This window comes from Lutibacter sp., assembly GCF_046055765.1.
Classification (GTDB): domain Bacteria; phylum Bacteroidota; class Bacteroidia; order Flavobacteriales; family Flavobacteriaceae; genus Lutibacter.
The window spans coordinates 72,764-95,542 of sequence record NZ_JASFZF010000015.1 but is presented as its reverse complement, the minus strand read 5'-3'; the positions used below and the strand labels follow the sequence as shown (position 1 = coordinate 95,542).

The 22,779-nt window shown below is 29.1% G+C and carries 24 protein-coding genes and 1 tRNA gene; 11 read left to right on the top strand and 14 right to left on the bottom strand.

Annotated elements, in window-relative coordinates; all coding sequences use genetic code 11:
* The 3 genes from QM495_RS01750 to QM495_RS01740 all read right to left on the bottom strand — a co-directional run.
* Positions 1 to 387, bottom strand: a 387-nt coding sequence (locus QM495_RS01750) for a hypothetical protein (protein WP_408670382.1), incomplete at its 3' end; no start/stop codon positions are given.
* A 219-nt stretch (positions 388 to 606) separates the two neighbouring features.
* The gene (locus QM495_RS01745; protein WP_408670381.1) at positions 607 to 1,311 is read right to left on the bottom strand and encodes a hypothetical protein; all 705 of its coding nucleotides are present in this window, start codon (positions 1,309 to 1,311) and stop codon (positions 607 to 609) included.
* 3 nt (positions 1,312 to 1,314) lie between these two features.
* Positions 1,315 to 1,647, bottom strand: a complete 333-nt coding sequence (locus tag QM495_RS01740) for a PadR family transcriptional regulator (RefSeq protein ID WP_408670380.1) — start codon at positions 1,645 to 1,647, stop codon at positions 1,315 to 1,317.
* 121 nt (positions 1,648 to 1,768) lie between these two features.
* Between QM495_RS01740 and QM495_RS01735 the strand changes: the two genes are divergently transcribed.
* From QM495_RS01735 to QM495_RS01720, 4 genes are all read left to right on the top strand, one after another.
* On the top strand, positions 1,769 to 2,824 hold the full coding sequence (locus QM495_RS01735) for a 2Fe-2S iron-sulfur cluster-binding protein (protein ID WP_408670379.1): 1,056 nt from the start codon (positions 1,769 to 1,771) through the stop codon (positions 2,822 to 2,824).
* Positions 2,825 to 2,861: 37 nt separating this feature from the next.
* Positions 2,862 to 3,533 (top strand): LysE family translocator, encoded by a 672-nt coding sequence (locus tag QM495_RS01730; protein WP_408670378.1) that lies wholly within the window; start codon positions 2,862 to 2,864, stop codon positions 3,531 to 3,533.
* A gap of 487 nt (positions 3,534 to 4,020) precedes the next feature.
* Positions 4,021 to 5,004: an NAD(P)-binding domain-containing protein gene (locus QM495_RS01725; RefSeq protein WP_408670377.1), complete on the top strand. Its 984-nt coding sequence runs from the start codon at positions 4,021 to 4,023 to the stop codon at positions 5,002 to 5,004.
* Between the two features lie 17 nt (positions 5,005 to 5,021).
* Positions 5,022 to 5,168: a YwbE family protein gene (locus tag QM495_RS01720; protein ID WP_408670385.1), complete on the top strand. Its 147-nt coding sequence runs from the start codon at positions 5,022 to 5,024 to the stop codon at positions 5,166 to 5,168.
* A 26-nt stretch (positions 5,169 to 5,194) separates the two neighbouring features.
* Here QM495_RS01720 and QM495_RS01715 read toward each other — a convergent pair whose 3' ends face one another.
* Positions 5,195 to 5,344, bottom strand: a complete 150-nt coding sequence (locus QM495_RS01715; RefSeq protein ID WP_408670376.1) for a hypothetical protein — start codon at positions 5,342 to 5,344, stop codon at positions 5,195 to 5,197.
* 300 nt (positions 5,345 to 5,644) lie between these two features.
* Here QM495_RS01715 and QM495_RS01710 point away from each other — a divergent pair, with 300 nt between their 5' ends.
* The 5 genes from QM495_RS01710 (at position 5,645) to QM495_RS01690 (ending at position 9,238) form a co-directional block, all read left to right on the top strand.
* Positions 5,645 to 6,193 (top strand): class I SAM-dependent methyltransferase, encoded by a 549-nt coding sequence (locus tag QM495_RS01710; protein WP_408670375.1) that lies wholly within the window; start codon positions 5,645 to 5,647, stop codon positions 6,191 to 6,193.
* A gap of 146 nt (positions 6,194 to 6,339) precedes the next feature.
* The gene (locus QM495_RS01705; protein WP_408670374.1) at positions 6,340 to 6,663 is read left to right on the top strand and encodes a hypothetical protein; all 324 of its coding nucleotides are present in this window, start codon (positions 6,340 to 6,342) and stop codon (positions 6,661 to 6,663) included.
* Between the two features lie 65 nt (positions 6,664 to 6,728).
* Positions 6,729 to 6,923, top strand: coding sequence for a YwbE family protein (locus tag QM495_RS01700; RefSeq protein ID WP_408670384.1), 195 nt, complete (start codon positions 6,729 to 6,731; stop codon positions 6,921 to 6,923).
* 199 nt (positions 6,924 to 7,122) lie between these two features.
* Positions 7,123 to 8,025 carry an aldo/keto reductase family oxidoreductase gene (locus QM495_RS01695; RefSeq protein ID WP_408670373.1) on the top strand — a complete coding sequence of 301 codons (903 nt, stop codon included), beginning with the start codon at positions 7,123 to 7,125 and terminating at the stop codon, positions 8,023 to 8,025.
* 37 nt (positions 8,026 to 8,062) lie between these two features.
* Positions 8,063 to 9,238, top strand: coding sequence for an ATP-grasp domain-containing protein (locus tag QM495_RS01690; protein WP_408670372.1), 1,176 nt, complete (start codon positions 8,063 to 8,065; stop codon positions 9,236 to 9,238).
* A 110-nt stretch (positions 9,239 to 9,348) separates the two neighbouring features.
* Here the strand turns inward: QM495_RS01690 and QM495_RS01685 are convergent, their stop codons facing one another.
* The 5 genes from QM495_RS01685 to folB form a co-directional block, all read right to left on the bottom strand.
* Positions 9,349 to 11,184, bottom strand: a complete 1,836-nt coding sequence (locus tag QM495_RS01685; protein WP_408670371.1) for a M1 family metallopeptidase — start codon at positions 11,182 to 11,184, stop codon at positions 9,349 to 9,351.
* 100 nt (positions 11,185 to 11,284) lie between these two features.
* Positions 11,285 to 12,943 carry a S8 family peptidase gene (locus QM495_RS01680; protein ID WP_408670370.1) on the bottom strand — a complete coding sequence of 553 codons (1,659 nt, stop codon included), beginning with the start codon at positions 12,941 to 12,943 and terminating at the stop codon, positions 11,285 to 11,287.
* Positions 12,944 to 12,954: 11 nt separating this feature from the next.
* On the bottom strand, positions 12,955 to 13,815 hold the full coding sequence (locus QM495_RS01675) for an MBL fold metallo-hydrolase (RefSeq protein WP_408670369.1): 861 nt from the start codon (positions 13,813 to 13,815) through the stop codon (positions 12,955 to 12,957).
* 95 nt (positions 13,816 to 13,910) lie between these two features.
* A tRNA-Cys gene (locus QM495_RS01670) sits at positions 13,911 to 13,981 on the bottom strand.
* A gap of 85 nt (positions 13,982 to 14,066) precedes the next feature.
* Entirely contained in the window at positions 14,067 to 14,426 is a 360-nt protein-coding gene (gene folB, locus QM495_RS01665; protein ID WP_408670368.1) for a dihydroneopterin aldolase, read from the bottom strand.
* Positions 14,427 to 14,763: 337 nt separating this feature from the next.
* Between folB and QM495_RS01660 the strand changes: the two genes are divergently transcribed.
* Positions 14,764 to 16,443, top strand: a complete 1,680-nt coding sequence (locus QM495_RS01660) for a glutamine--tRNA ligase/YqeY domain fusion protein (RefSeq protein ID WP_408670367.1) — start codon at positions 14,764 to 14,766, stop codon at positions 16,441 to 16,443.
* 55 nt (positions 16,444 to 16,498) lie between these two features.
* On the top strand, positions 16,499 to 16,711 hold the full coding sequence (locus QM495_RS01655) for a DUF6515 family protein (protein ID WP_408670366.1): 213 nt from the start codon (positions 16,499 to 16,501) through the stop codon (positions 16,709 to 16,711).
* Here the strand turns inward: QM495_RS01655 and QM495_RS01650 are convergent.
* The 5 genes from QM495_RS01650 to QM495_RS01630 are packed head-to-tail and all read right to left on the bottom strand — an operon-like array spanning position 16,708 to position 22,779.
* Complete coding sequence (locus tag QM495_RS01650; RefSeq protein WP_408670365.1) at positions 16,708 to 17,682, bottom strand: DUF4837 family protein; 975 nt, start codon at positions 17,680 to 17,682, stop codon at positions 16,708 to 16,710. The two genes, QM495_RS01655 and QM495_RS01650, sit on opposite strands and share 4 nt — an antisense overlap.
* 1 nt (position 17,683) lies before the next feature.
* Positions 17,684 to 19,225, bottom strand: a complete 1,542-nt coding sequence (locus tag QM495_RS01645) for a LysM peptidoglycan-binding domain-containing protein (protein WP_408670364.1) — start codon at positions 19,223 to 19,225, stop codon at positions 17,684 to 17,686.
* A 6-nt stretch (positions 19,226 to 19,231) separates the two neighbouring features.
* Positions 19,232 to 20,182, bottom strand: coding sequence for an OmpA family protein (locus QM495_RS01640; RefSeq protein WP_408670363.1), 951 nt, complete (start codon positions 20,180 to 20,182; stop codon positions 19,232 to 19,234).
* Between the two features lie 21 nt (positions 20,183 to 20,203).
* Positions 20,204 to 20,962, bottom strand: a complete 759-nt coding sequence (locus QM495_RS01635) for an exodeoxyribonuclease III (RefSeq protein ID WP_408670362.1) — start codon at positions 20,960 to 20,962, stop codon at positions 20,204 to 20,206.
* Positions 20,959 to 22,779 (bottom strand): AMP-binding protein, encoded by a 1,821-nt coding sequence (locus QM495_RS01630; protein ID WP_408670361.1) that lies wholly within the window; start codon positions 22,777 to 22,779, stop codon positions 20,959 to 20,961. Before QM495_RS01630 ends, QM495_RS01635 begins: the two co-directional genes overlap by 4 nt.

The window sequence follows — 22,779 nt, the reverse complement described above, 5'->3', positions numbered from 1 at the left end:
ATTATTATGAAATCCTAATCCTAATTGTTCAAATTTTTGGTTATTAAATGAAGAACACATCATTTTCATATCATCCGTTAAACCTAATTTAGAGGATGCTAATTCTGAAGCCTTTTCATATTGGTCTTTAGATAAATAATCTATTATGGATTGCACAGCTTCTACATGACTTCTCATATTCATTAACTGATGTTTCGCTTTTTGTGGAGACATATTAAGTGCAATACGATTATCTTTTTCAAACTTCATATTATGCATCATCATTTGATCATGATTATGCATGGTTGTAGTTTCTTTTTTTGGTTGTTGCTTTTTCATTTTTTCACATGAAGTAGCTAAAATTCCTATCATAAAAATAAGGATTAAGATTACTGAATTTTTTTTCATTTTTTTAAGTGTTTAATAGTAGTTTAATGTATATCCGTTTTTTAGTTATATAGTTAACACATCACCTTAAATTTATTTCAAGGGTACTCTTTATCATGTTAATTTACAATTATTATGAGATTCTGAAACAAGTTGAGAATGACGAGCATACAAATATACATTTTTAGGATAGATTAGTATTTTAAAATTAACTAATAATACTATTTATCATCATGGCAATTATAATTGTATCAATTTATATTCAGGATAGTTTTCTGATAATAATTCTTCTGCTTTTTTGGGTAACACTTCTAAAACAATATAAAATAGAATAACTAGAATTGTAAACAATATAGCATAGATTAAAGCTTCTATGTTGGAGTAAATTTGATTCCCTTTGTGGAAAAAATGCATGAAATTTAAAAAATTGACAGGAATTGCCATAAAAGATCCCATTCCAGTTTTAAAAATCATTTCTTCTAACAACCATTTTTTATCATTTTGTTTAAAATTTCTTTTTAATATTTTATTTAAAAAAAAGGATTTATACAATGCATAGATTGAAAAAATAATTAAAATTGCTAGCAAAAAAGTGTTTGCAGCGGCGGTTTTACAAATCGGATAAAACGATAAAAACAATAATGCAGTTAGTATTATTTTTGGCAATTGAAACCATTCTTTAATAAACCTTCCTATTATTTTCCAATACTTTTTACCCATGGCTTTTTGACGTTCACCAACTACATCCATAAAACCAAAAACACCAAATTTTTTAAAGGAAATAGTTTTGGCTTGCTCAAAAGATAGAGTAGGTTGTTGTTTCCAAATTTGTTCAATATCATTTGCTAAATGATCTACCAATTCGGTTTGTAAATCGTAATGCTCTACATAATGTTGACGTGTAAATTTGTAAAGTTGTTGTATTTGTTGAAGAGTAAGTTTCATAATTTAAGCAAACTTAGGATTTACAATAGTTTGCATTGTTTTTATAAACTCTTCTAGTTCAGCTAAACGATTTACGGTTTCTTTGGTGCCGTTTTCAGTTAATTTATAATATTTCCGCAAACGGTTATCAACTTTAGCAACTTCAACATCCAACATTCCTTTTGCTTCTAATTTATGCAATGCAGGGTATAAAGCACCTTCGGTAATATTTAATTCTCCTTTGGTGAGTGCTTTCACTTTTTGGGTAATTTCATAACCATACATTTTATCATTTTGTGCTAACAATTTTAAAATAATAGTTTGTAATGAACCTTTATATAATTTTTGATTTCCCATTTTTATAACTAGTAATTATTCAAATATATACATAATTTACTTATGCATTATATTCTTAGGTATTCTTTTTAACAAAAAGTTGTATTTAGTTTAATTACTTTTGTAGTTCAAAAAAATTAAAATGTCAAAATTTCATTCGCTTACCATAAAAGAACTAAAAAAGGAAACTGCTGATGCTGTTTCTATTGTTTTTGATATTCCAACTGAACTTACTAATGAGTTTAAATTTATTGCTGGACAATATATTCCCGTTAAAACAACAATTGCTGGTGAAGAAATTCGTAGAGCATATTCAATCTGTTCAGCACCAAATTGTGGAGAACTACGAATTGCTATAAAAGCTGTTGATAATGGAACTTTTTCAGTTTTTGCAACCACTGTTTTAAAAGAAGGTGCTATGTTAGAAGTTTCAAAACCTGAAGGAAAATTTATTTTAGAAACTTCTTCAAATAATAAAAATAATTATTTAGGAATTGCTGCCGGAAGTGGAATTACTCCAGTTATAGCAATGATAAAAGATACCTTAATTGAAGAGCCTAAAAGTACTTTCACGCTTATTTATGGTAATAAAACTGAAGTTGATACTATCTTTAAAAATGAAATAGATAATTTAAAAACCGAGTTTCAACTTCAATTTAATATTCAATATATATTTAGTAGAGAGCAAAAAAAAGATGCTTTATTTGGTAGAATAGACAAAGGAAATATTAATTATGTAATTAAAAATAAATTTAAAGATATACTTTTTAATACTGCTTTTTTATGTGGACCTGAAAGTATGATAGCTTCAGCAAAAGAAACATTAATTGAAAATGGTTTGGCTGAAAAAAATATTCATTTTGAGTTATTTTCAACTCCTATTTCTTCCAAAGAAAAAATAATTCAAAACTTTGAAGGAATTAGTGAAATAACAGTGCTTTTAGACGACGACGAAAACTCGTTTGAAATGGATTCAAAAACAACTATTTTAACTGCTGCTTTAAAAGAAGGATTAGATGCGCCGTATTCCTGTCAAGGTGGAATTTGTAGTAGTTGTATTGCAAAAGTTACTGAAGGTAATGCCGTAATGAATAAAAATACTATTTTATCTGAAGAGGAATTAAAACAAGGATTAATTTTAACTTGTCAAGCTCACCCAACTACACAAAAAATAACAGTAGATTATGATGATGTTTAATAATTATAGTATTTTCACATTCTTATTTAATTAATTTATGACTTTCAGCGAAATAAAAGATGCGATTCTTATTGGGTTTTTCTTAGCCTTTATGATTGGCCCTGTATTTTTTATGTTAATTAAAACAAGTATTTTAAAAGGTTTTAGAGCTGCTTTTGTTTTTGATATTGGTGTAATTTGTGGTGATATTTCATTTATTTTGATGGCCTATTATGGAAGTAAAAGTTTGTTAGAAAAAATTAAAGATGATCCTCGATTATTTTATATTGGAGGTTTAATTTTATTAGTCTACGGAATTATTACCTATTTGGATAAAGGTCAAAAAAATATAGACGAAACTACTTTTGTTTTACCCGAAAAATCGAATTATATAAAGTTATTTTTTAAGGGTTTTTTACTAAACTTCATTAATATTGGAGTGTTGGCATTTTGGTTAGGAATGATTGTAATTGTAGGTTCAAATTTACAAATGGATGCTTCAAAAATATTCAATTATTTTACTATTATTATAATTAGCTATTTAATAACTGATATTGGTAAAATATTGTTAGCCAAACAACTTAAAAAGAAATTAACCCCTAACATTGCTTATAAAATAAAACGCGCAATGGGTATTTTATTAATGATTTTTGGTATTGTACTTATTTTAAAAGGCTTTATTCCTAAAGAAAATCAAATTTTTAATCATGTAATTGAGCAAGTAGAATAAAAGAAGTTTTCATTTTCTCTTTTCCCTTAAAAGTAAACTACTAAATATCAAATTGTTATATTTTATTATGTTTGAGTGAACATTTTTTTCAAAAATGCATTGTCTAAAGTTTTTTATAAAATTCACTAGTTAAGAGAAGTTACTGGTTGTAATTTTTTATAAAATCTCTATATCATGTATAGGGGAAAACACATTTAGATGGTTTATTATAATGAAACCTACTTCTAAATATCGTGTATTTACAAGTAGTATAGTTATTGAGTATTACATCATTGGAGAAAAGAGTCGAAAACTTATGGTATGAACAGTTTCCGAGAGGAAAGATAAAATTAACAGATGAGTAAAAATAAATATCAGAACTTAAAAAATAGTACAAAAGTTATAAAAAAAAGAATAAATTATTTAATGGAATTTCAAAAATGAATTCAAAAACACCTTCTTTAGGTCTAATTTTTTCACTTTTAATTAACCTTATAAATAAGTAATTATGTACGAAATAGTTGTTGTTGGTGCCGGCCCCGGAGGTATCAGTATGGCTGTTGAAGCCAGAACATTTGGAATTCCTTCAAATAAAGTATTAATTTTAGAAAAAGCAAATGAACATTCATTTACCATAAAAAAATACTATCCAGAAAATAAAATGGTGACAGCTAATTTTAAGGGTTTTACACCAGTTTGTACAGGTGTAATGTGTTTAGTTGATTCATTAAAACATGAAACTATTTCATATTTAGATAAAACAATTAATAAGTATGAATTGGATGTTAATTATAACGAAACTGTTAGTAAAATAATTAAGTCTAATGATGAACAAAAATTTACTATTATAACAGATAAAGGTGAATATACTTCAAAAACTATCGCAATTGCGGTTGGTATTTTAGGAAAACCTAATAAACCTTCCTATAAAATTATCCCTACTATAAAAAAAAGAGTGCTTTTTGATCTAACTTCAATTAAAATTAAAAACTCAAAGATATTGGTTGTTGGGGGTGGTGATTCGGCTTCTGAATATTGCCAATTTTTATCAGAAAATAGTGAAAATAACCAAGTAACATTAAGTTACAGAAATAAAACTATTTATAGAATGAATAACATTAACAGAGATTGTTTACTTACATTGGCAGGTACTCAAAAAACAACATTAATGTTTGACTCTAATATAGAAATGTTAAGTGATGCTAACGGTAAACCAAAAGTTCATTTTGAAGAAAAACACTATTCCGATATGGTATTTGATTATATTGTATATGCGCTTGGAGGATCAACTCCTGAAAACTTTTTAAAAACAATTGGAATTAAATTTAATGGTCCTAATCCTATTTTAAAAGAAGACTATGAAACTAATGTGCCTGGAATGTTTTTATTAGGTGATTTAAGTGCTGGTAAAAAAGGAGGTTCTATTGTATGGGCTTTTAATTCTGCAAATACAGCAATGAGAAAAATTTGTTCTGATTACTTAAAAATTTAATTGGTTTTACTGCTTAAATTACAAAAAAACTGCATCAAAAAATCGGAGAATTAACTGAAATAATTATAAAAAGATTGCTTACTAAATCTTCTAATCATCCTCACGGAATAAAAGTACAATTAGAAGTAGGCGAAATAGGGCGTGTCAAAAACATTTTAAATTAGGTGAATTTAAATTAGGCATAAAACTATTAGCTTGCATAATTCTTTAAAAATTCTTCTAAAGACATAGGTGTTAAATTTCTAGATTTGTAATGTGTTACATACGTATTATAGTTCCTTTTCGCTACTCTTGATACTACTTTTGGGTAATAATTTCCTAAAAATGATTCCGTTTTCATATTAAAAGAATTTATAGATTTGTTAATTTTATTTGAAGTTATAAAGCTACAACACAAATAGTTACAAAACAAGTCTAAATACCATTTATTATCATTTTACAACTATTTATCATTATTTTATTACCATTTATGTAATATTTTCTATAAAATGTAAAATTATATTTTATAGTTTTTAAGGTATAATTACTAATTTAAAATCTTGTACTTTTACAAAATATCAATGTTTCATAATATATGAACCTTTACAACAAATACATTCTTCCTAAGGCAATTAATTGGGCTTGTAGTCAAAAACCAAGTATGAAGCAACGCGAAAAAATAATTCCTTTGGCGAGCGGAAATGTATTGGAAATTGGTATAGGTTCTGGTTTAAACTTACCTTATTATTCTAAAAATATTAAAAAATTAACCGCCATAGATCCTTCAAAAGAATTATGGCTAAGAAATAAAGTAAATACACAAAAACTACCCTTTGATTTTCAGTTTATTGTTGCTGAAGCTGAAAATTTACCTTTAACTTCAGACAGTTTTGATTCTATTATAATTACTTATACGCTATGTACAATTCCTAATTTACATAGTGCTTTTTCAGAAATAAAGCGAGTTTTAAAACCAACTGGTAAGTTACTATTTTGCGAACATGGAAAAGCACCTGATGATTTCGTACAAAAATATCAAGCCCTCATAAATCCATTTTGGAAACGAATTGGTGGTGGATGCAATTTAAATAGAGATATTCCTACTATAATAAAAGCAAATGGCTTTACAATTCAAACCCTAGAAACCATGTATCTTCCCGGTTGGAAACCTGCAAGTTTTAATTATTGGGGTATTGCTACAATTAAGTAATCTTATCTCAATTAAAAATAGCTATTTATCATTAAATCAATTTTTTAAATTTTACCTTTACTATACACTATTAAAAATAATAGTATGGAAATAGCTATTTTTATTGCAAAAATTATTGGTGTTGTTTACCTCTCATTTGGAATTGAATGTTATTTAATAAAGAGTACTATTCAAAAGCTTTTGAATATTTATTAGAGAGTACTACTTATTTAATTATTGGTGGAATTTTAGCAGTTGTTTTTGGATTATTAATTCTTGAATATCATACTATTTGGAGTGATAATTGGACTGTTTTAATTACCGTTATTGGTTGGATTGCTTTATTTAAAGGAATCCTTCTTTTAGTATTTCCAAAGAGTTTTAATCGTTTTAAATATTTGTTTAAATCTAAAGGGTTTATTAATTTTTTAACCGTGTTTATTATTCTTTTTGGATGTCTTTTTATTTATTTTGGTTTTTTCTCCTACTAAATTTAACTTTTTCTATTTTCGTAAAATCAATTAAATCTAAAGAATAAACAATGAAGGAAAGAAAAATAGATGGAAAAAGTAGAAAAAACATCAAACTAAATAGTACTGTTGAAATTGTTCAAAAACACCATCAAAGAATTGGTGAACTCACAGAAGGTATTGTTAAAAGAATTTTAACAAAATCTTCAAGCCATCCTCACGGAATAAAAGTACAATTAGTAACTGGAGAAGTTGGGCGAGTAAAAAATGTATTCATTTGATGAGGTGCTTTTATGAATATTTTTAGTTAAACTACCTCGAAAAAAACCGTATCAAATATTATTGAATAGAGGAAAAATAATCTTTGAGGATTTTAGGTTTTAAAAATGAATAAAAAGTGAAAACTTAAAACTTCTATAACCCTAAAATTAAGTAATTTTATAATCGCTCAAAAAAAGGTTATTAATTAAATTTTTTACAATGAAAAGCCTAAAACGAACTCCCAATTTTGAAATTTCCAGAATTGTTCATGGACATTGGAGACTTAATGATTGGAATTTAAACAAAAAAGAACTTCTAAAACTTACGCAACAATGTATGGAACTAGGTGTAACTACCTTTGACCATGCAGATATTTATGGAAATTATAGCTGTGAAAAATTGTTTGGTGATGCGCTATCTTTAAAACCTGAGTTAAGAAAAAAAATTCAACTTATTACAAAATGCGGTATCAAATTACAATCAGATAAATATCCATCAAGAACGCTTAATCATTACGATTATAGTTTTAATCATATCATTTCTTCTGTTGAAAATTCTTTAAAAAACTTCCAAACAGATTATATTGATTTATTGTTGTTGCATAGACCTTCTCCATTTTTTAATCCTGAAGAAGTGGCAAAAGCATTTTCAGATTTGAAAAAAAGTGGCAAAGTACTTCACTTTGGTGTTTCAAATTTTAATCCACAGCAATTCGAAACTTTAAATACTTATACAGATGAGGAATTAGTGACAAATCAGGTGGAGATATCACCTCTCTGTTTAGAACATTTTAACAATGGGAACATTGATTATTTTTTAGAAAAAAAAATACAACCAATGGCTTGGTCACCATTGGCTGGAGGACAATTATTAAAACCAACAAACGAAAAAGAGTATCGAATTTTTAAAATGCTTACTAAAATTGCTGAAGAATTAAATATCAATAGTATTGATAAACTAATTTACGCTTGGTTATTAAAACACCCTGTTGGTATAATTCCTATTGTTGGAACCCAAAAAATTGAGCGAATAAAAAATGCCATAGAAGCAACAAAATTTGATTTAAGCTTAGAACAATGGTTTAAAATTTACACAGCATCTACAGGTACAAATGTTCCTTAATTACCTTTAAAATAATTATAAAATTCATCAAAAAAAAATGATTTTAATTGATAAACCCTACGTCTCAGATTTTCTGATAAAAACTATTAAAGAAAATAACTTTCAAATTATTGCAACAAAAGAAGCTGAAGAATTAATTGCCGATAGTTCTCTTAACTGGATTTCTGAAATTAATGCAAAAAATAGTATTCTAAAAAACCCAAATCAGCCTATTTATTCAAATTCAGAAAATAGTATTAGTTGGGTTGAACAACATTTAAACACAACACAACTTCCAAACCAAATTAATATTTTTAAAAATAAAATTAGACTTCGTGAATTATTAAAAGAAACCTACCCAAATTACTTTTTTAAAGGGGTGAAATTTGAAGAATTAGACCACTTAGAAATTGTAAATTTACAATTTCCTTTTATTATTAAACCTGCAATTGGCTTTTTCAGTTTAGGAGTTCATAAAGTTGACGAGCCTTCTGAATGGAAAGATGTTTTAGCTGAAATAAAAAAAGACATCAACCATATTAAGGGTTTTTACCCAACTGAAGTTTTAGATGCCAACTATTTTATTATTGAAGAATGTATTGAAGGTGAAGAATATGCAATAGATTGCTATTATAACAATAAAGGTGAAGCAGTAATACTCAATATAATGCATCATATTTTTTCTTCAGGAAAAGATGTAAGTGATCGTGTATATTCTACTTCAAAAGAAATTATTACTTCTAACCTTCATACTATTCAACGTTTAGTAAATATCATTGGAGAAAAAGCAAATTTGAAGAATTTCCCAATTCATATTGAGGTAAGAATTGATGCGAACGGAACCATCATTCCTATAGAAGTAAACCCTATGCGTTTTGGTGGTTGGTGTACCACAGGAGATATGACTTGGTATGCTTATGGTATTAATTCTTACGAGTATTTTTTTAATGGAATAAAACCAAACTGGGAAGAAATATTTAAAGATAAAGCTGATGAAAAATACAGTCTCATTTTGTTAGATAATACTTCTGGAATATCACAAGATAACATAAAATCGTTTGATTATGATTTATTGTTGAACGATTTTGAAAAACCACTGCGTTTAAGAAAAGTAGCAATGAAAGAATATCCTATTTTTGGATTTGTTTTTATAGAAACTTCTGAAGGAAATGACCGTGAATTAAAAAATATTTTAACTTCTAATTTAAGAAAGTATATTATTACAAAATATTAGTATTCACAATAAATTAAATCAATCTAAGGTTATTTTAGATTAATGGAATAGATTGGAAATCGACTTTATAAGATTCTGAAACAAGTTCAGAATGACGATATTAAAAAAATTTATTCCTTTTCAAATGTATTGTTCGTTTTATTAATATCAGCCATCATTTCCAAAGGGTCAATTACAACAGATTTAATTTCTTTGCTTACTAAAAATGTATACGTTGGATGTGCCCAAGTCCAGTCTTTTATTACTGTAGCAGTTGTTGGTTTATTACCTCGCATCATACGTAATGGAATGTTGAAATTTTCTGAAGTTCCATCAGTATAAGTTACTGTTAAATCAATTGGCATTGGCATTTGCCCTACACGAGCTAACGTAATACTTTTTTCTTCAACTTTTGCAACTGCGTAATCTATGGTATGTGTAGTTTCAATCCATTCATTTAAAAACCAATCTAATTGAAGTCTAGATACTTTTTCTGCAACTCTTTTAGCGTCATTAGGTGTTGGGTGCTTAAATTTAAAATTGTTAAAATACTTTTTTAGTAGTTGTTTTACATTTTCTTCACCCATAATATAATTCAATTGTGTAAGAAACATGCTTCCTTTTGTATAACTTCCTACGCTAAAAGCCATATTTGTATTAAACCTATCGGCATGAGTAGTTAAAGGTTCGTCTAAGCCATTATTAACTAAATAAAAATAACCTCTATAATTTCTTGATGAAGGTTTACCATCACCTCCTCTTAAAATTTTATTTGAAGCTAAAGATGAAATGTATGTCGTAAAACCTTCATCCATCCAAGAATGCTTACTTTCATTTGTTGCTAAAATAGTATGAAACCATGTGTGTGCAAATTCGTGAAAAACAGTTCCAGCAATTTCATTCAATGATTTTCCGCCTGCAATAAATGTACACATTGCATATTCCATACCGCCATCTCCACCTTGAATTACAGAATATTGTTTCCAAGGGTATTGGCCAATGTTTTCGTTATAATAATTTAATGCTTTTTCTGTTAATGGCTGAATTTCTTTCCAAGCTTTTGAATACTCTAAAGTATTTTTATATAAAAAATGAAGCTCAGTTCCACTTGAGGTTATTAATTTATCATGTGTATAATTTGGATCTGCAGCCCAAGTAAAGTCATGAACATTTTCAGCTAAAAAATGCCACGATAATTTTTTGGAATTACTAACATTCATCGCTAAATTTTTATCTTCATAACCATGGCCAATTTCTTGTGGGTTTTGAAGTATTCCAGTCCCTCCAACTGTATAATTTCTATCAATATGAAGCGTTACATCAAAATTTCCAAAAACACCATAAAACTCTCTAGCTATGTATGGATCTGCATGCCAACCTTCAAAATCGTATTCAGCCATTTTAGGGTACCATTGCGCCATGGAGAGTGCAACACCATCTTCATTATTTCTACCTGCTCTTCTAATATGTACAGGTAATTGACCTTCAAAAACCATATTAAATGTAACTTTTTCACCTGGTTGAAGAGGTGAATTTAACTTTACTTCTAAAATAGTTCCATCTGTAGAATATTTTAGTTCTTCTCCGTTTTGTTTTAATGAAAGTACTTTTAAAAAGCCTATTTCATTTGGTTTTAATTTAGCAATTCTACTTTCATATTTAGGATTTTCTTTCGTTCCAAGATTATTTACCATTCTACCATCTGGATCTACTATTGCTTGTAGCCTTGCATCCATTTCGCTATTTGGTTGAAACGCGTTGAAATATAAATGATAGTACACATTATTTAAAACATCAGGAGAATTATTTGTGTACACTAATTGCTGAATTCCTTTATATTGGTAATTATTCACATCAAAATCAACATCCATTTTATAGTCTACATGTTGTTGCCAATATGAAGTGTTATTTTGAGCTGCAACAATAATTGTTGTAAAAATTATAAATAATGTTAGTAGTTTTTTCATGTTTAAATTATTTCTTTTTCTGCAATATAATCATAACCTTAGTAAACAAAAAAGCACACTCGTTACAGAATGTGCTTTTTTAACAAAATATTATAGTTTGTTATCTTTTATGTACCATTTTATCAGCTAAAACTAATGCATTGTAAGCATTTGCTACTTTTCCTGAAATTGATAATTCAGAAAATTTCACTTTCTTACCATCAGGGTTTTCTTTTGATTTAGATCCAGGTAGTACTACATCTATATCTAATTTAGTTCCAGAATTCATAATAATATGTTTCACCTGACTTGCAGATAATTGTGGGTAGTACGATCTTACTAAAGCAGCAACACCTGCTACTTCTGGAGAAGCCATTGATGTTCCGCTATATTTTGCATACTTGTTATTTGGTATTGTAGAATAAATTTGTACTCCAGGTGCAAAAACATCTACATTTAACTTTCCAAAGTTTGAAAATGTAGCTGGTAAATTTTCATCATAATTAGAACTCATAGCTCCAATTGTAATCATATTGTCTGCAAATTCAGTTACTTTATCAGCTGAATCATTTGGCCAATTGTGTTTTACATCAATATCTTTATTATCGTTTCCTGCTGCATGCACTAATAATACGTCATGTTTTTCGGCATATTTAATAGCATCAAATACCCATTCAGAATTTGGTGACCAATTTTTTCCAAAACTCATATTTAAAACTTTTGCTCCATTATCAACAGCATATCTAATTGCTAATGCTACATCTTTATCACGCTCATCACCATCAGGAACAGTTCTAACTGCCATTAATTTTGCATTTGTTGCAACACCGTTTAAACCAATACCATTGTTACGAGTTGCTAAAATTATTCCTGAAACATGTGTCCCATGTGATTCACTTTCTGTAGAGCCGATTACGTTTCCATTTCCATAATTGGTATTCGTTATATCTTCTGGGTTATCACCAACAATTGCTCTTCCATCAAAAGTTAAATCATAACTTTTGTTTTTCTTTTGACCTTCATAATATTCCGTAAATGCTTTTTCATCTAAACCTCTTCCAAACAAACCTAAAACATCTCCTATTTGAGCTTGTAATTTTTGGTCTTCTGTTTTTACAGCTTGTAAATCTTCAAGTGTAAAGCTATCTTTTCCTAAAAAGGTTTTTACTGCAGCAAAATTAGCTTCAATTTGTGCTAATCTTTCCATTGTTTTAAAATGACGAGAAGATTTCGCTTCATACGCTTTTAAGTATTCTTGATACTTTTCAAAATCAGCTTTTTGATCTTCACTAATTGTTTCGGCAGTTTTACCTTCAAAACGATTTTTATACTTTGCATACAAACGTGTAATTTCTAATTGCTCTGGAGCTCCAACACCGTTTCCTCCTAAGAAGTTCCAACCATGAATATCATCTACATACCCATTTTTATCATCATCAATTCCATTACCTGCAATTTCTTTAGGGTTAGTCCAAATATTATCTTTTAAATCTTCGTGATTGATATCAATACCTGAATCTATAACTCCAACTATTACTGTCACTCCTTTTTTTCCTTCTAAAAATTTATAAGCTTTATCTAAACTCATACCCGGAATAGTGTCTGTTGCTAAATCTGCATGTGCCCAATGGTTAAATTCTTCTTCTCCTATTGCTCCTTTTTTTGCTGCTATTGATACCGTTGTATTCATAGTTGGTACTGCTAAATTTTTAACAGAACTACAACTTGCTAAAGTAATAGCAGATAATGCTACTACATAAATTGATTTTACTATTCTCATTATTACTTATTTTAATTAAATACTTCGTTAAATTTATATGTTTGGTTTAATCGCACTCCTTTTTCGGTGTGTTTTACAGTGCATAACTCATTGGTTGCATCGTGTTCAAAAAATAATAGATAATTATTATCTGCTGCCTTATTTAAAAATATTTGTTTTTCATTCATGGTTAATAACGGGCGTGTATCGTAGCCCATAACATAAGGTAAAGGGATATGACCAACTGTTGGCAATAAATCTGCTACAAATACAATTATTTTTTCTTTATATTGAATATGTGGAATCATTTGTTTTTCGGTATGTCCATCCGCAAATAAAATATCAAAACCTACTTCTGAATTTTGAAGAAAATCTCCTTTAGGTAAGTGAACAAAATTTAATTGTCCGCTTGCTTCTATTGGATGGATATTTTCTTTTAAAAATGAAGCTTTTTCTCTAACATTTGGTTCTACAGCCCATTGCCAATGGTTTTTATTACTCCAAAATTTAGCGTTTTTAAAGGCGGGTTCATAACCTGTTCGGTCTTTATTCCATTGAATACTCCCTCCGCAATGGTCAAAATGTAAATGTGTAAGAAAAATATCGGTAATATCATCTCTATGAAAACCATGTTTTGCTAATGAAGTATCTAAAGAGAAATCTCCAAACATGTAATAATAACCAAAAAACTTATCGGACTGTTTATTTCCTACTCCAGTATCAATTAAAATAAGTCGGTCACCATCTTCAATAAGCATGGTTCTAAGACTCATATCAATTAAATTATTGTTATCGGCTGGGTTTGTTCGTTGCCATAAAACTTTAGGAACTACACCAAACATAGCGCCACCATCTAACTTAAAATTCCCTGTTTCAATTGGGTATATTCTCATTCAATAATCTTATATGTACAAATATACATGAAATTATACTTAAGAAAATGTTAAAGAAAAGCAAAAAACCTAAGCTACAGCTTAGGTTTTTGTTGAGGCATCGAGCGGATTCGAACCGCTGTAGGAGCTTTTGCAGAGCCCAGCCTAGCCACTCGGCCACGACGCCTTATTTGGATTGCAAATTTAAGTATTTTTAATTTATTCGCAAGATTTTTTGTGATAATTGTTTAAATGTTCAATTATACATAAAATTATCTTCTTTTTTTAGACATTTCTATAGTTACCATTGCTACATTTCCTCCTATTGGCGGATTTAATTTTGACACTGCTACTTTCGCCTTTTTTACTATAGAAATTTCATTTAAAATTCTATCCAATATTCGTTTTGCAACTTCTTCTAATAGCTGAGAACGAATAGCCATTTCTTCTTTTACTATTTTGTTTAAATACACATAATCAACAGTATCTGAAAGGTTGTCGGTTTTTGAAGATTTAGATAAATTTGCTTTTACAGATACGTCTACACGATAATCTGAGCCTATTTTTCCTTCTTCAATTAAGCATCCGTGGTATGCGTATATGCGAATATTTTTTATTTTAATTGTTCCCATTTTAAGTGCTGATTTCGAATTACAAATTTAGAGTTTAGATTTGAGATTACGGATTAAAAAATTGAAAGATTTAAGAAATATAATTACTTTGTGTTGATTATTACAATTTTAAGTTTTTTTGAGAAATCTTGACGGTTGCTCAATTCAACTTTTAAAAAAAATTTAAACAATAATCACGCGTTAGGGATAGAGCGATGTGTTTGAGCTCTTTTTTAGTTTTTTCAACTAAAAAAAGCGAGTAGCGATAGCCCGACCTGAAAGGAAACGCCCAAATAAATATTTATAGTTGCATTGCCAAAAAAAATCGATAATTTTGCAACTTATTAGTTTTTGTATTATGAATGAAGAAAAAAAGTCGCTTAATTTTTTAGAGCAAATTATTGAAGAAGATTTAGCAAACGGTTTACCTCAAGAAAAATTACGTTTTAGATTTCCTCCTGAACCAAATGGATACCTGCATATTGGTCATGCGGCCTCTATTTGTTTGAATTTTGGACTAGGTTTAAAGTATAATGCACCTGTAAATTTACGTTTCGATGATACAAACCCAGCAAAAGAAGAACAAGAATATGTTGATGCAATAAAGCAAGATATTGCTTGGTTAGGGTTTAAATGGGATAAAGAATTATATTCCTCAAATTACTTTCAACAATTATATGATTGGAGTTTACAACTTATAAAAGAAGGTAAAGCGTATGTAGATAATCAAACTTCAGAAGAAATGGCAAAACAAAAAGGTACGCCTACTGAAGTTGGAACTAACAGTCCAAACCGTGATAGAAGTATTGAAGAAAATTTGGAACTTTTCTTAAAAATGAAAAATAGGGAATTTAAAGAAGGTTCGCATGTGTTGCGTGCAAAAATTGATATGAAACACGTAAATATGCAAATGCGTGACCCAATTATGTACCGTATTCTTAAAAAAACACATCATAGAACAGGTAACGATTGGTGTATTTACCCAATGTACGACTGGACACACGGAGAAAGTGATTATCTTGAACAAATTTCACACTCTATTTGTACCTTGGAATTTAAAAGTCATAGAGATTTATATGATTGGTATGTTAATCTAGTTTATGACGCCTCAAAATTACGTCCAAAACAACGCGAATTTGCTCGTAGAAATTTAAGTTATACCGTTATGAGTAAACGTAAATTACTCCAGTTGGTTGAAGAAGGTCTTGTAAGTGGTTGGGACGACCCTCGTATGCCAACAATTTCGGGTTTAAGGCGAAGAGGTTATACTCCTAACTCGATTAAAACATTTAGTGATACTGCCGGTATTTCTAAACGTGATAACGTAACCGATGTGGCTTTATTAGAACATTGTATAAAAGATGATTTAAACAAAACGGCACCAAGAGTATTAGCTGTTTTAGATCCTGTAAAAGTAATAATTACCAATTATCCTGAAGGAAAAGAGGAATTTTTAGATGCCAGTTATAACGATTATGAAGAAGGTTTTGGTAGTAGAACGGTACCTTTTTCTCGTGAGATTTATATTGAAAAAGAAGATTTTAGAGAAGAAGCCAATAAAAAATTCTTTCGCTTAAAATTAGGAAAAGAGGTGCGTTTAAAAAATGCGTATATTATTAAAGCTGAAAGTTGTGTAAAAGATGAAAATGGTACTATTACAGAAATTCACTGTACTTACGATGAAGATTCTTTAAGTGGAAGTGGAACTGAAGCTAGCAAACGTAAAATAAAAGGAACATTGCATTGGGTTTCCGTAAAACACGCTTTAAAAGCGGAAGTTAGAGTTTATGATCGTTTATTTACCGATGAAGCACCTGACGGGCATAAAGACAAAGATTTTAAAGACTTTATAAATCCAAATTCTTTAACTGTTATAAATGCTTTTGTAGAGCCTAGTTTAAAAACTGCTACAATTTTAGAGAGATTTCAATTTCAACGTTTAGGGTATTTTTGCGTAGATAAAGATACTACTGAAAATAACTTAGTTTTTAATAGAACGGTTCCTTTGCGTGATAGTTGGGCTAAAATGGAAAAGTAAAATTAAACCTTTATAAAGTTGAAGAGTCTTATAACTAAATCTAAATTTACTAGTTATGAGACTCTTTTATTTTACCTTGTTATTTCTATTTTCTATTTCCTTTAGTTCTTGTGTAACTACTGTTAGAACAACACCTTCAAAAATTGTGGTTATAAAAAAATTACCTAAAACGCACAAGGTAGTTTATATTAAAGGACACCGTTATTACAAGTGGAACGGTAAACATTATAGAAAAACTAAAAAAGGTTATGTAATTGTTCGCTTTTAATTAATCTTTAGGGTTTTTAAAATAGCTTCCAACTCAAACATATAATCTCGTTTGTTAATAGATGGTGCATAAGTAAACCCTTCTACAACAACTAATCTATTATTTGGTTTATCTACAACTGTATAACTTAAAAAAGGTCCTGCCATAAAAACTCCTTTTATTTCCCATTTACCACGAGTTTCGAAGGCTTTTTTTCCATCTAATTTAACTTCAAAAATATGAGGTGTATATGCTTCTTCGGTAGTCATATAGGACCCTTCTAGTTCACCTGGAATATATTTTTTCCCCATAGTATCTCTAATTGCTACAATATTATTTCCGTTTTCATCATCGTCAGAGGTAATTGGAACTGTATAAGAAATTAACTCCATACTATTTCCTCCAAATAAATGATAACGATACCAAACAAAATTTCCATTATCTTCTACTTTACTATAATTTTTAGGGATTTTTAACGTGAAACCTTGTTTTTTAAATGTTTCAATTGTTGATGGCTTCCAATATTCTTTAAGTATTTTTTTTCTTATTGCTCTTAAATCTGATTTTTTAAATTCAGAAACAATTACTGAACTATTTTTTTGAATTTCCTTTATTAATTCTTCTTTGTTTTCACCTGTAATAGTAATTATTTTTTGAGGGCTTGCATACACATCCGTAGCAATTGTAAAAGAGTTTTTATCAGCAATACCAATATTTAAAATGCTTCTGCTTGCTTTAAACATACTTCCAAAGCTCTCTAAAGGCACTTGTGAAACTTCAAACTGTGCTTCTGGTTGAGGTAATCCTAAAACAGGTTCTGCAATAAATTTTCTTAATTCATCTCCTATTTCACCTTGCCATTCACTATTTTTCATTACAATAAGCAAATTGTTAATTCTACCGTTTGCCCCACTTAATACTCTTTTATTATTTCCTGAATCGCAAGAAATTAAAAAAGAAACTATAACTAATAAAATTCCTAGATTTTTCATGTTATTTTTTAAATATTTTTAATTTGGTTCCTGGTTTTAAACTTTTAACACTCCAAATATTGTTCCAATCTTTAATATCTTGTACAGAAACATTTGTAAAATTTTGTGCAATTAACCATAATGAATCTCCTGATTTAACAATATAAGTATTAAACGCTCCTTTTGGCAGTACTTTTTTAGTCGTTTTTTTAATCTTTTTTGAAGTAGAAACAATATTTAGTTTTCTAGGGTAAATAGTTAACCGTTGTCCAATTCGTAAACGAGTGCTTCTCATATTATTCCATCGCTTTATTTTTGAAACTGAAACTCCATAACGTTCAGCAATTTTACCTAAAAAATCGCCACTTTTAACTCGATAACGAATTCTGTCATTCATTTCAAAATACTTCGGTAACGGTTTTTCTCGTTTTGCTTCTTCCGCAGCTGCATACGCATAAATTTGCTGTTCATTACTTACAAAATTTCCAACATCCTTTACTGGTAAAGAAAGTGTGTAATTTTTTCCTTTTATATAAGGAATAATATCTAACTTATATTGTGGATTTAAGTATTGAAGTACCTCAATATCAATATTTAAAGTTTCATAAATTTGTTCAAAAGTTAATTGTCTTTTCACCTGAACAGTATCGGTTTCAAAATACATTAATGTACTTTCTTTTGCTTTTATATTGTGCTCGTTTGCATATTCAAAAATGTACATTGTTGCATAAAATGCAGGAACATAACCCGCTGTTTCTCGTGGTAAATTATGTCGAATATTCCAATAATTTTTATTTCCTCCTGAACGTCTAATTGCTTTACTTACATTTCCTGGGCCTGAATTATACGCTGCTAACGCTAAATCCCAATCACCAAAAATTTTATATAAACTCGATAAATATTTGCACGCAGCTTCAGTTGCTCGGTAAGGATCTGAACGCTCATCAACATACGAACTCACATTTAAATCGAATTGTTTTCCTGTTTGGTACATAAACTGCCATAAACCAGTTGCTCCAACACGCGAACGTGCTCTTGGTTTTAAAGCCGATTCTACAATAGCTAAATATTTCATTTCTAAAGGAATATCGTATTTATCTAATTGTTCTTCAAACATTGGAAAATAATAACGTGCTTTTTCCATTAAGCTAGAAAATGATGATTTTCTTCGTTTTAAATAAGTTTTAATTACTTGCTCTAAATTTTTGTTGTATTCAATATGAAAAGGTGTTTTGCTGTCTAAAACTTTCAATCGTTCTTTTAACAACTCTGTAGGTAATTCTTCTAAATCAGTTACCAAAATTTCATCGTCTCTTAACACATATTGAATAGTGTCATACAACGGCGATTTAATCAATTCATTTAGCCACAAACTATCAATTAAGGTTGCTTCTTTGTGTATTTTTAATGTTAACGAATCTGATTTTTTTATAAATAACGTATCTGAAGTTGAAAACAATTCTTTAGTGTCTTCAACTTTTTGAAGTTTTAGCGTATCTGCCTCCGTTTGCGAAAAGCCGAAACTAACTACTAATAAAAATACAATATTTAGTAATTTATTCATGTACTACTATTCGTTTAAAAGTTTCGAAATTTCATCAAAATTAGGTGCTAAAATAATTTCAATTCTTCTGTTTTTTGCTTTTCCTTTACTTGTTTTATTAGTGTCAACTGGTACAAATTCACCTCTACCTGCAGCTGTTATTTGAGTTGGGTTCACTCCTTTTCCCTTTAAAATTCTTACAATAGCTGTGGCTCTTTTTACAGACAAATCCCAATTATCTAATAACGTTTCTCCCTTGTATGGATCATTGTCCGTATGACCCTCAATTAATACTTGAATATCTTTATTTTCAGATAGAACACCTGCTAATTGTTCCACTGCTTTTTTACCTTCAGTTCCAACTGCCCAACTTCCTGAGTTAAACAATAATTTATTTTCCATAGAAACATAAATTTTTCCATTTTTATGAACTACAGTTAACCCTTTACCTTCAAAATTATGTAAAGCATTAGAAATTGCTTGTTTTAATTGTTGCATTTGAGCTTCTTTTGCATCAATTAAAGTTTGAAGTTCTGTAATTTGTTGTGAACGCTGATTTAACTCTTTTTGAAGTTTTTCTAAACGTGTACTTTCTGCAACAAGGTTTTGTTCTTTCTCTTCTAGTTGTACTAATAATTCTTGATTTTTTTTAGACTCATCAGCTAATTTTTTTGAACTTTGTGTTGAAAGTAGGTTGTATGATTCATCTAAATTTTTATATTTATGTTGAAGTGAAACAAACTCATTATCTAAAATTTCTCTTTTAATTGATAACTCATCATACTGGTTTTGAAGTTTTTCTAAATTAGCCACCAACTCTTTTTTTGAAGCCAATAAATTATCTTTTTCTTGAATTAATGATGAATTTGATTCTTGTAACTTTTCGTATTTACGGTCTAATTCTTGGTACAACTTTTTAGAAACACATGAACTTAATGTAGCTATTGCAACAACTAAAACTATTATTTTTTTAAACATACTACTGGTTTTTCTTTTAAATTAATCAATTTCTACAACAATAGGGCAATGATCCGAATGTTTTGCTTCTGGCAAAATATAGGCTCTTTTAATTCTATCTCTCATTGGCTCACTTACCATACTATAATCTATACGCCAACCTTTGTTATTATTTCTGGCATTTGCTCTGTAACTCCACCAAGAATAATGGTGTGGTTCTTTATTTAAATATCTAAACGAATCTATAAAACCACTATCTATAAATTTTCCAATCCACTCTCTTTCAATAGGTAAAAATCCTGAAACACCTTTCATTTTAGGGTTATGAATATCAATTTCTTCATGACAAATGTTGTAATCGCCACAAATAATTATATTAGGAATTTCTTTCTTTAAATCATTCACATATTCCTGAAATTCAGCCATATAATTTAGCTTAAAATTTAAACGAGCATCATTTGTTCCAGAAGGTAAATACAAACTCATTACAGAAAAATTTTCAAAATCTACACGAAGGTTTCTACCTTCAAAATCCATCGTTTCAATTCCTGTACCATATTCAATGTGTTTAGGCTCAGTTTTTGATAAAATTGCAACACTGCTGTAGCCTTTTTTTTGTGCGGAAAACCAATAATGATACTTGTATCCAGCATCTTCAAACAAGCTTAAATCTAGTTGTTCTTTATGTGCTTTTGTTTCCTGAATACAAACCACATCTGGGTTTGCAGCTTGTAGCCAAGCTATAAATCCTTTTTTTAAAGCGGCTCTAATTCCGTTTACGTTGTACGATATTATTTTCATTTGTTTTCGTATAAATCTCTTAATTTTCTACGCATTACTTTATTAGAAGCCGTGCGTGGTAATGTGTTTATTTTTATCAAGTCAGTTACTTTAAATAATGGATTTAATTGTTTTCTAATACCCGTTCTTACTTCATTTAAACGGTTTTCATTTGATAAATTTGAAGCAATTTCGACATAATAAACAACCAATAAACTTGGCCCTCCATTTTTTGGTGAAACCGCAATTGCTGCACTTTCATTTATAAATTCTAACCGATTTAAAATAGCTTCTATTTGAATTGAACTTACTTTAATTCCTCCTAAATTCATAGCATCATCAACTCTTCCTTGAGCTTTGTAATAACCATTTTCTAATTGTTGTAATTCATCTCCATGACGGCGTAATAATTGCCCTTTATATGTTGGTGTATCTTTATAATATACATCAAAATGATTTCTATTTAAAAGCGTATTAGACAATCCCATAATTGGAGGTATTAAAAACAATTCTCCCATGGTTGATTTTTGATTGTTTTTAGCTAACAAAACAAACTCACCTCCCAATGCCTGACTTGAAAATGTACTTGCAATATTTGGTTGTACAACAGTGCTTGTTACGTAACCTCCACCAATTTCAGTGCCACCACAATATTCTATAACTGGTTTATTATTAGCTAGTTGCATTAAATATTCCATTTCTGAAGGATTTGAAATTTCACCTGTTGAACTAAAACATTTTATATTGTTCCAATTGTAATTTTCCATACAATTAGATGTTTTCCAATGTTTTACGAAACTTGGAATTACACCCAACATCGTAACTTTTGCGTTTTGCACAAACTCACCAAAACCTTCACCCATTGGCGCACCGTAATACAATGCAATGCTTGCTTTATTAATTAAGGCTGTAAATACTAACCACGGTCCCATCATCCAACCTAAATTGGTTGGCCAACAAACCACATCATTTTTTTGAATATCTTGGTGATAGTAACCATCACTTGCTCCTTTTATTGGTGTTGTATGTGTCCAAGGAATTGCTTTTGGTTCACCCGTTGTCCCAGATGAAAATAGGATTGTAATTATATCATCTGGCTTTTGAATTGTTGTTATAAATTCAGTTTTTGAACTTAAAAAATCAGTCCAAAGTAAATCATTTTCCCTTAAATAAATATTTTTACTTGAAACTTTTAAAACCACCACTTTTGGTGCTTTTGCTTCACAAACTTTTTGAAAAAGTGGTAATTCTTTACCTGCTCTTTGTAAAACATCTTGTGTGAAAATTACTTTTGGTGCTGTAATTTTTAAACGTACTGCTATTTCGTTTGGTGTAAAACTATCTGCAATGGTAACAATTGGCATTCCGGCTTTTATTCCTGCTAAATAAATAGCAACAGCTTCAACAGTCATTGGCATATCAATGGCAATTTTATCACCTTTTTTTAAACTTAACTCAACGAAACCATTTGCAATTTGATTTACTAACTTTAAAAGCTCATTTTGAGTAATTTTTTGAATTGATTTTCCTTCTTCTTGAAAAATAATTGCAGTAGCTTCATCTTCATTCTGAAAACAAGAATCTACAATATTAAGTTTCGCATTTTTTAACCATTCAGAATTTTCAACACCTTTTGAAATATCTAAAATTGAAGTGTATTTTTTAGTTAATTTAATTCCTAAATTATTAACTGTTGCTTCCCAAAAATCTTCTTTATTTGAAACAGACCATTTCCAAAAATCTTGATAATTTTCAAAACCATTAGCTTGCATCATTTTAAAAATGTTGCTTTGTTCAATAATTTTTTTTGATGGCTTCCAAAAAGGTTTTACACTCAT

What these genes read in the sequence shown, in the direction of transcription:
- QM495_RS01630 (WP_408670361.1), bottom strand. Translation starts at nt 22,779, where the DNA reads ATGAGTGTAAAACCTTTTTGGAAGCCATCAAAAAAAATTATTGAACAA.
- QM495_RS01645 (WP_408670364.1), bottom strand. Translation starts at nt 19,225, where the DNA reads ATGAATAAATTACTAAATATTGTATTTTTATTAGTAGTTAGTTTCGGC.
- QM495_RS01740 (WP_408670380.1), bottom strand. Translation starts at nt 1,647, where the DNA reads ATGGGAAATCAAAAATTATATAAAGGTTCATTACAAACTATTATTTTA.
- QM495_RS01735 (WP_408670379.1), top strand. Translation starts at nt 1,769, where the DNA reads ATGTCAAAATTTCATTCGCTTACCATAAAAGAACTAAAAAAGGAAACT.
- QM495_RS01675 (WP_408670369.1), bottom strand. Translation starts at nt 13,815, where the DNA reads ATGAGAATATACCCAATTGAAACAGGGAATTTTAAGTTAGATGGTGGC.
- QM495_RS01705 (WP_408670374.1), top strand. Translation starts at nt 6,340, where the DNA reads ATGTTATTTAATAAAGAGTACTATTCAAAAGCTTTTGAATATTTATTA.
- folB (WP_408670368.1), bottom strand. Translation starts at nt 14,426, where the DNA reads ATGGGAACAATTAAAATAAAAAATATTCGCATATACGCATACCACGGA.
- QM495_RS01640 (WP_408670363.1), bottom strand. Translation starts at nt 20,182, where the DNA reads ATGTTTAAAAAAATAATAGTTTTAGTTGTTGCAATAGCTACATTAAGT.
- QM495_RS01715 (WP_408670376.1), bottom strand. Translation starts at nt 5,344, where the DNA reads ATGAAAACGGAATCATTTTTAGGAAATTATTACCCAAAAGTAGTATCA.
- QM495_RS01730 (WP_408670378.1), top strand. Translation starts at nt 2,862, where the DNA reads ATGACTTTCAGCGAAATAAAAGATGCGATTCTTATTGGGTTTTTCTTA.
- QM495_RS01650 (WP_408670365.1), bottom strand. Translation starts at nt 17,682, where the DNA reads ATGAAAAATCTAGGAATTTTATTAGTTATAGTTTCTTTTTTAATTTCT.
- QM495_RS01660 (WP_408670367.1), top strand. Translation starts at nt 14,764, where the DNA reads ATGAATGAAGAAAAAAAGTCGCTTAATTTTTTAGAGCAAATTATTGAA.
- QM495_RS01635 (WP_408670362.1), bottom strand. Translation starts at nt 20,962, where the DNA reads ATGAAAATAATATCGTACAACGTAAACGGAATTAGAGCCGCTTTAAAA.
- QM495_RS01710 (WP_408670375.1), top strand. Translation starts at nt 5,645, where the DNA reads ATGAAGCAACGCGAAAAAATAATTCCTTTGGCGAGCGGAAATGTATTG.
- QM495_RS01685 (WP_408670371.1), bottom strand. Translation starts at nt 11,184, where the DNA reads ATGAAAAAACTACTAACATTATTTATAATTTTTACAACAATTATTGTT.
- QM495_RS01725 (WP_408670377.1), top strand. Translation starts at nt 4,021, where the DNA reads ATGTACGAAATAGTTGTTGTTGGTGCCGGCCCCGGAGGTATCAGTATG.
- QM495_RS01680 (WP_408670370.1), bottom strand. Translation starts at nt 12,943, where the DNA reads ATGAGAATAGTAAAATCAATTTATGTAGTAGCATTATCTGCTATTACT.
- QM495_RS01690 (WP_408670372.1), top strand. Translation starts at nt 8,063, where the DNA reads ATGATTTTAATTGATAAACCCTACGTCTCAGATTTTCTGATAAAAACT.
- QM495_RS01655 (WP_408670366.1), top strand. Translation starts at nt 16,499, where the DNA reads ATGAGACTCTTTTATTTTACCTTGTTATTTCTATTTTCTATTTCCTTT.
- QM495_RS01695 (WP_408670373.1), top strand. Translation starts at nt 7,123, where the DNA reads ATGAAAAGCCTAAAACGAACTCCCAATTTTGAAATTTCCAGAATTGTT.
- QM495_RS01745 (WP_408670381.1), bottom strand. Translation starts at nt 1,311, where the DNA reads ATGAAACTTACTCTTCAACAAATACAACAACTTTACAAATTTACACGT.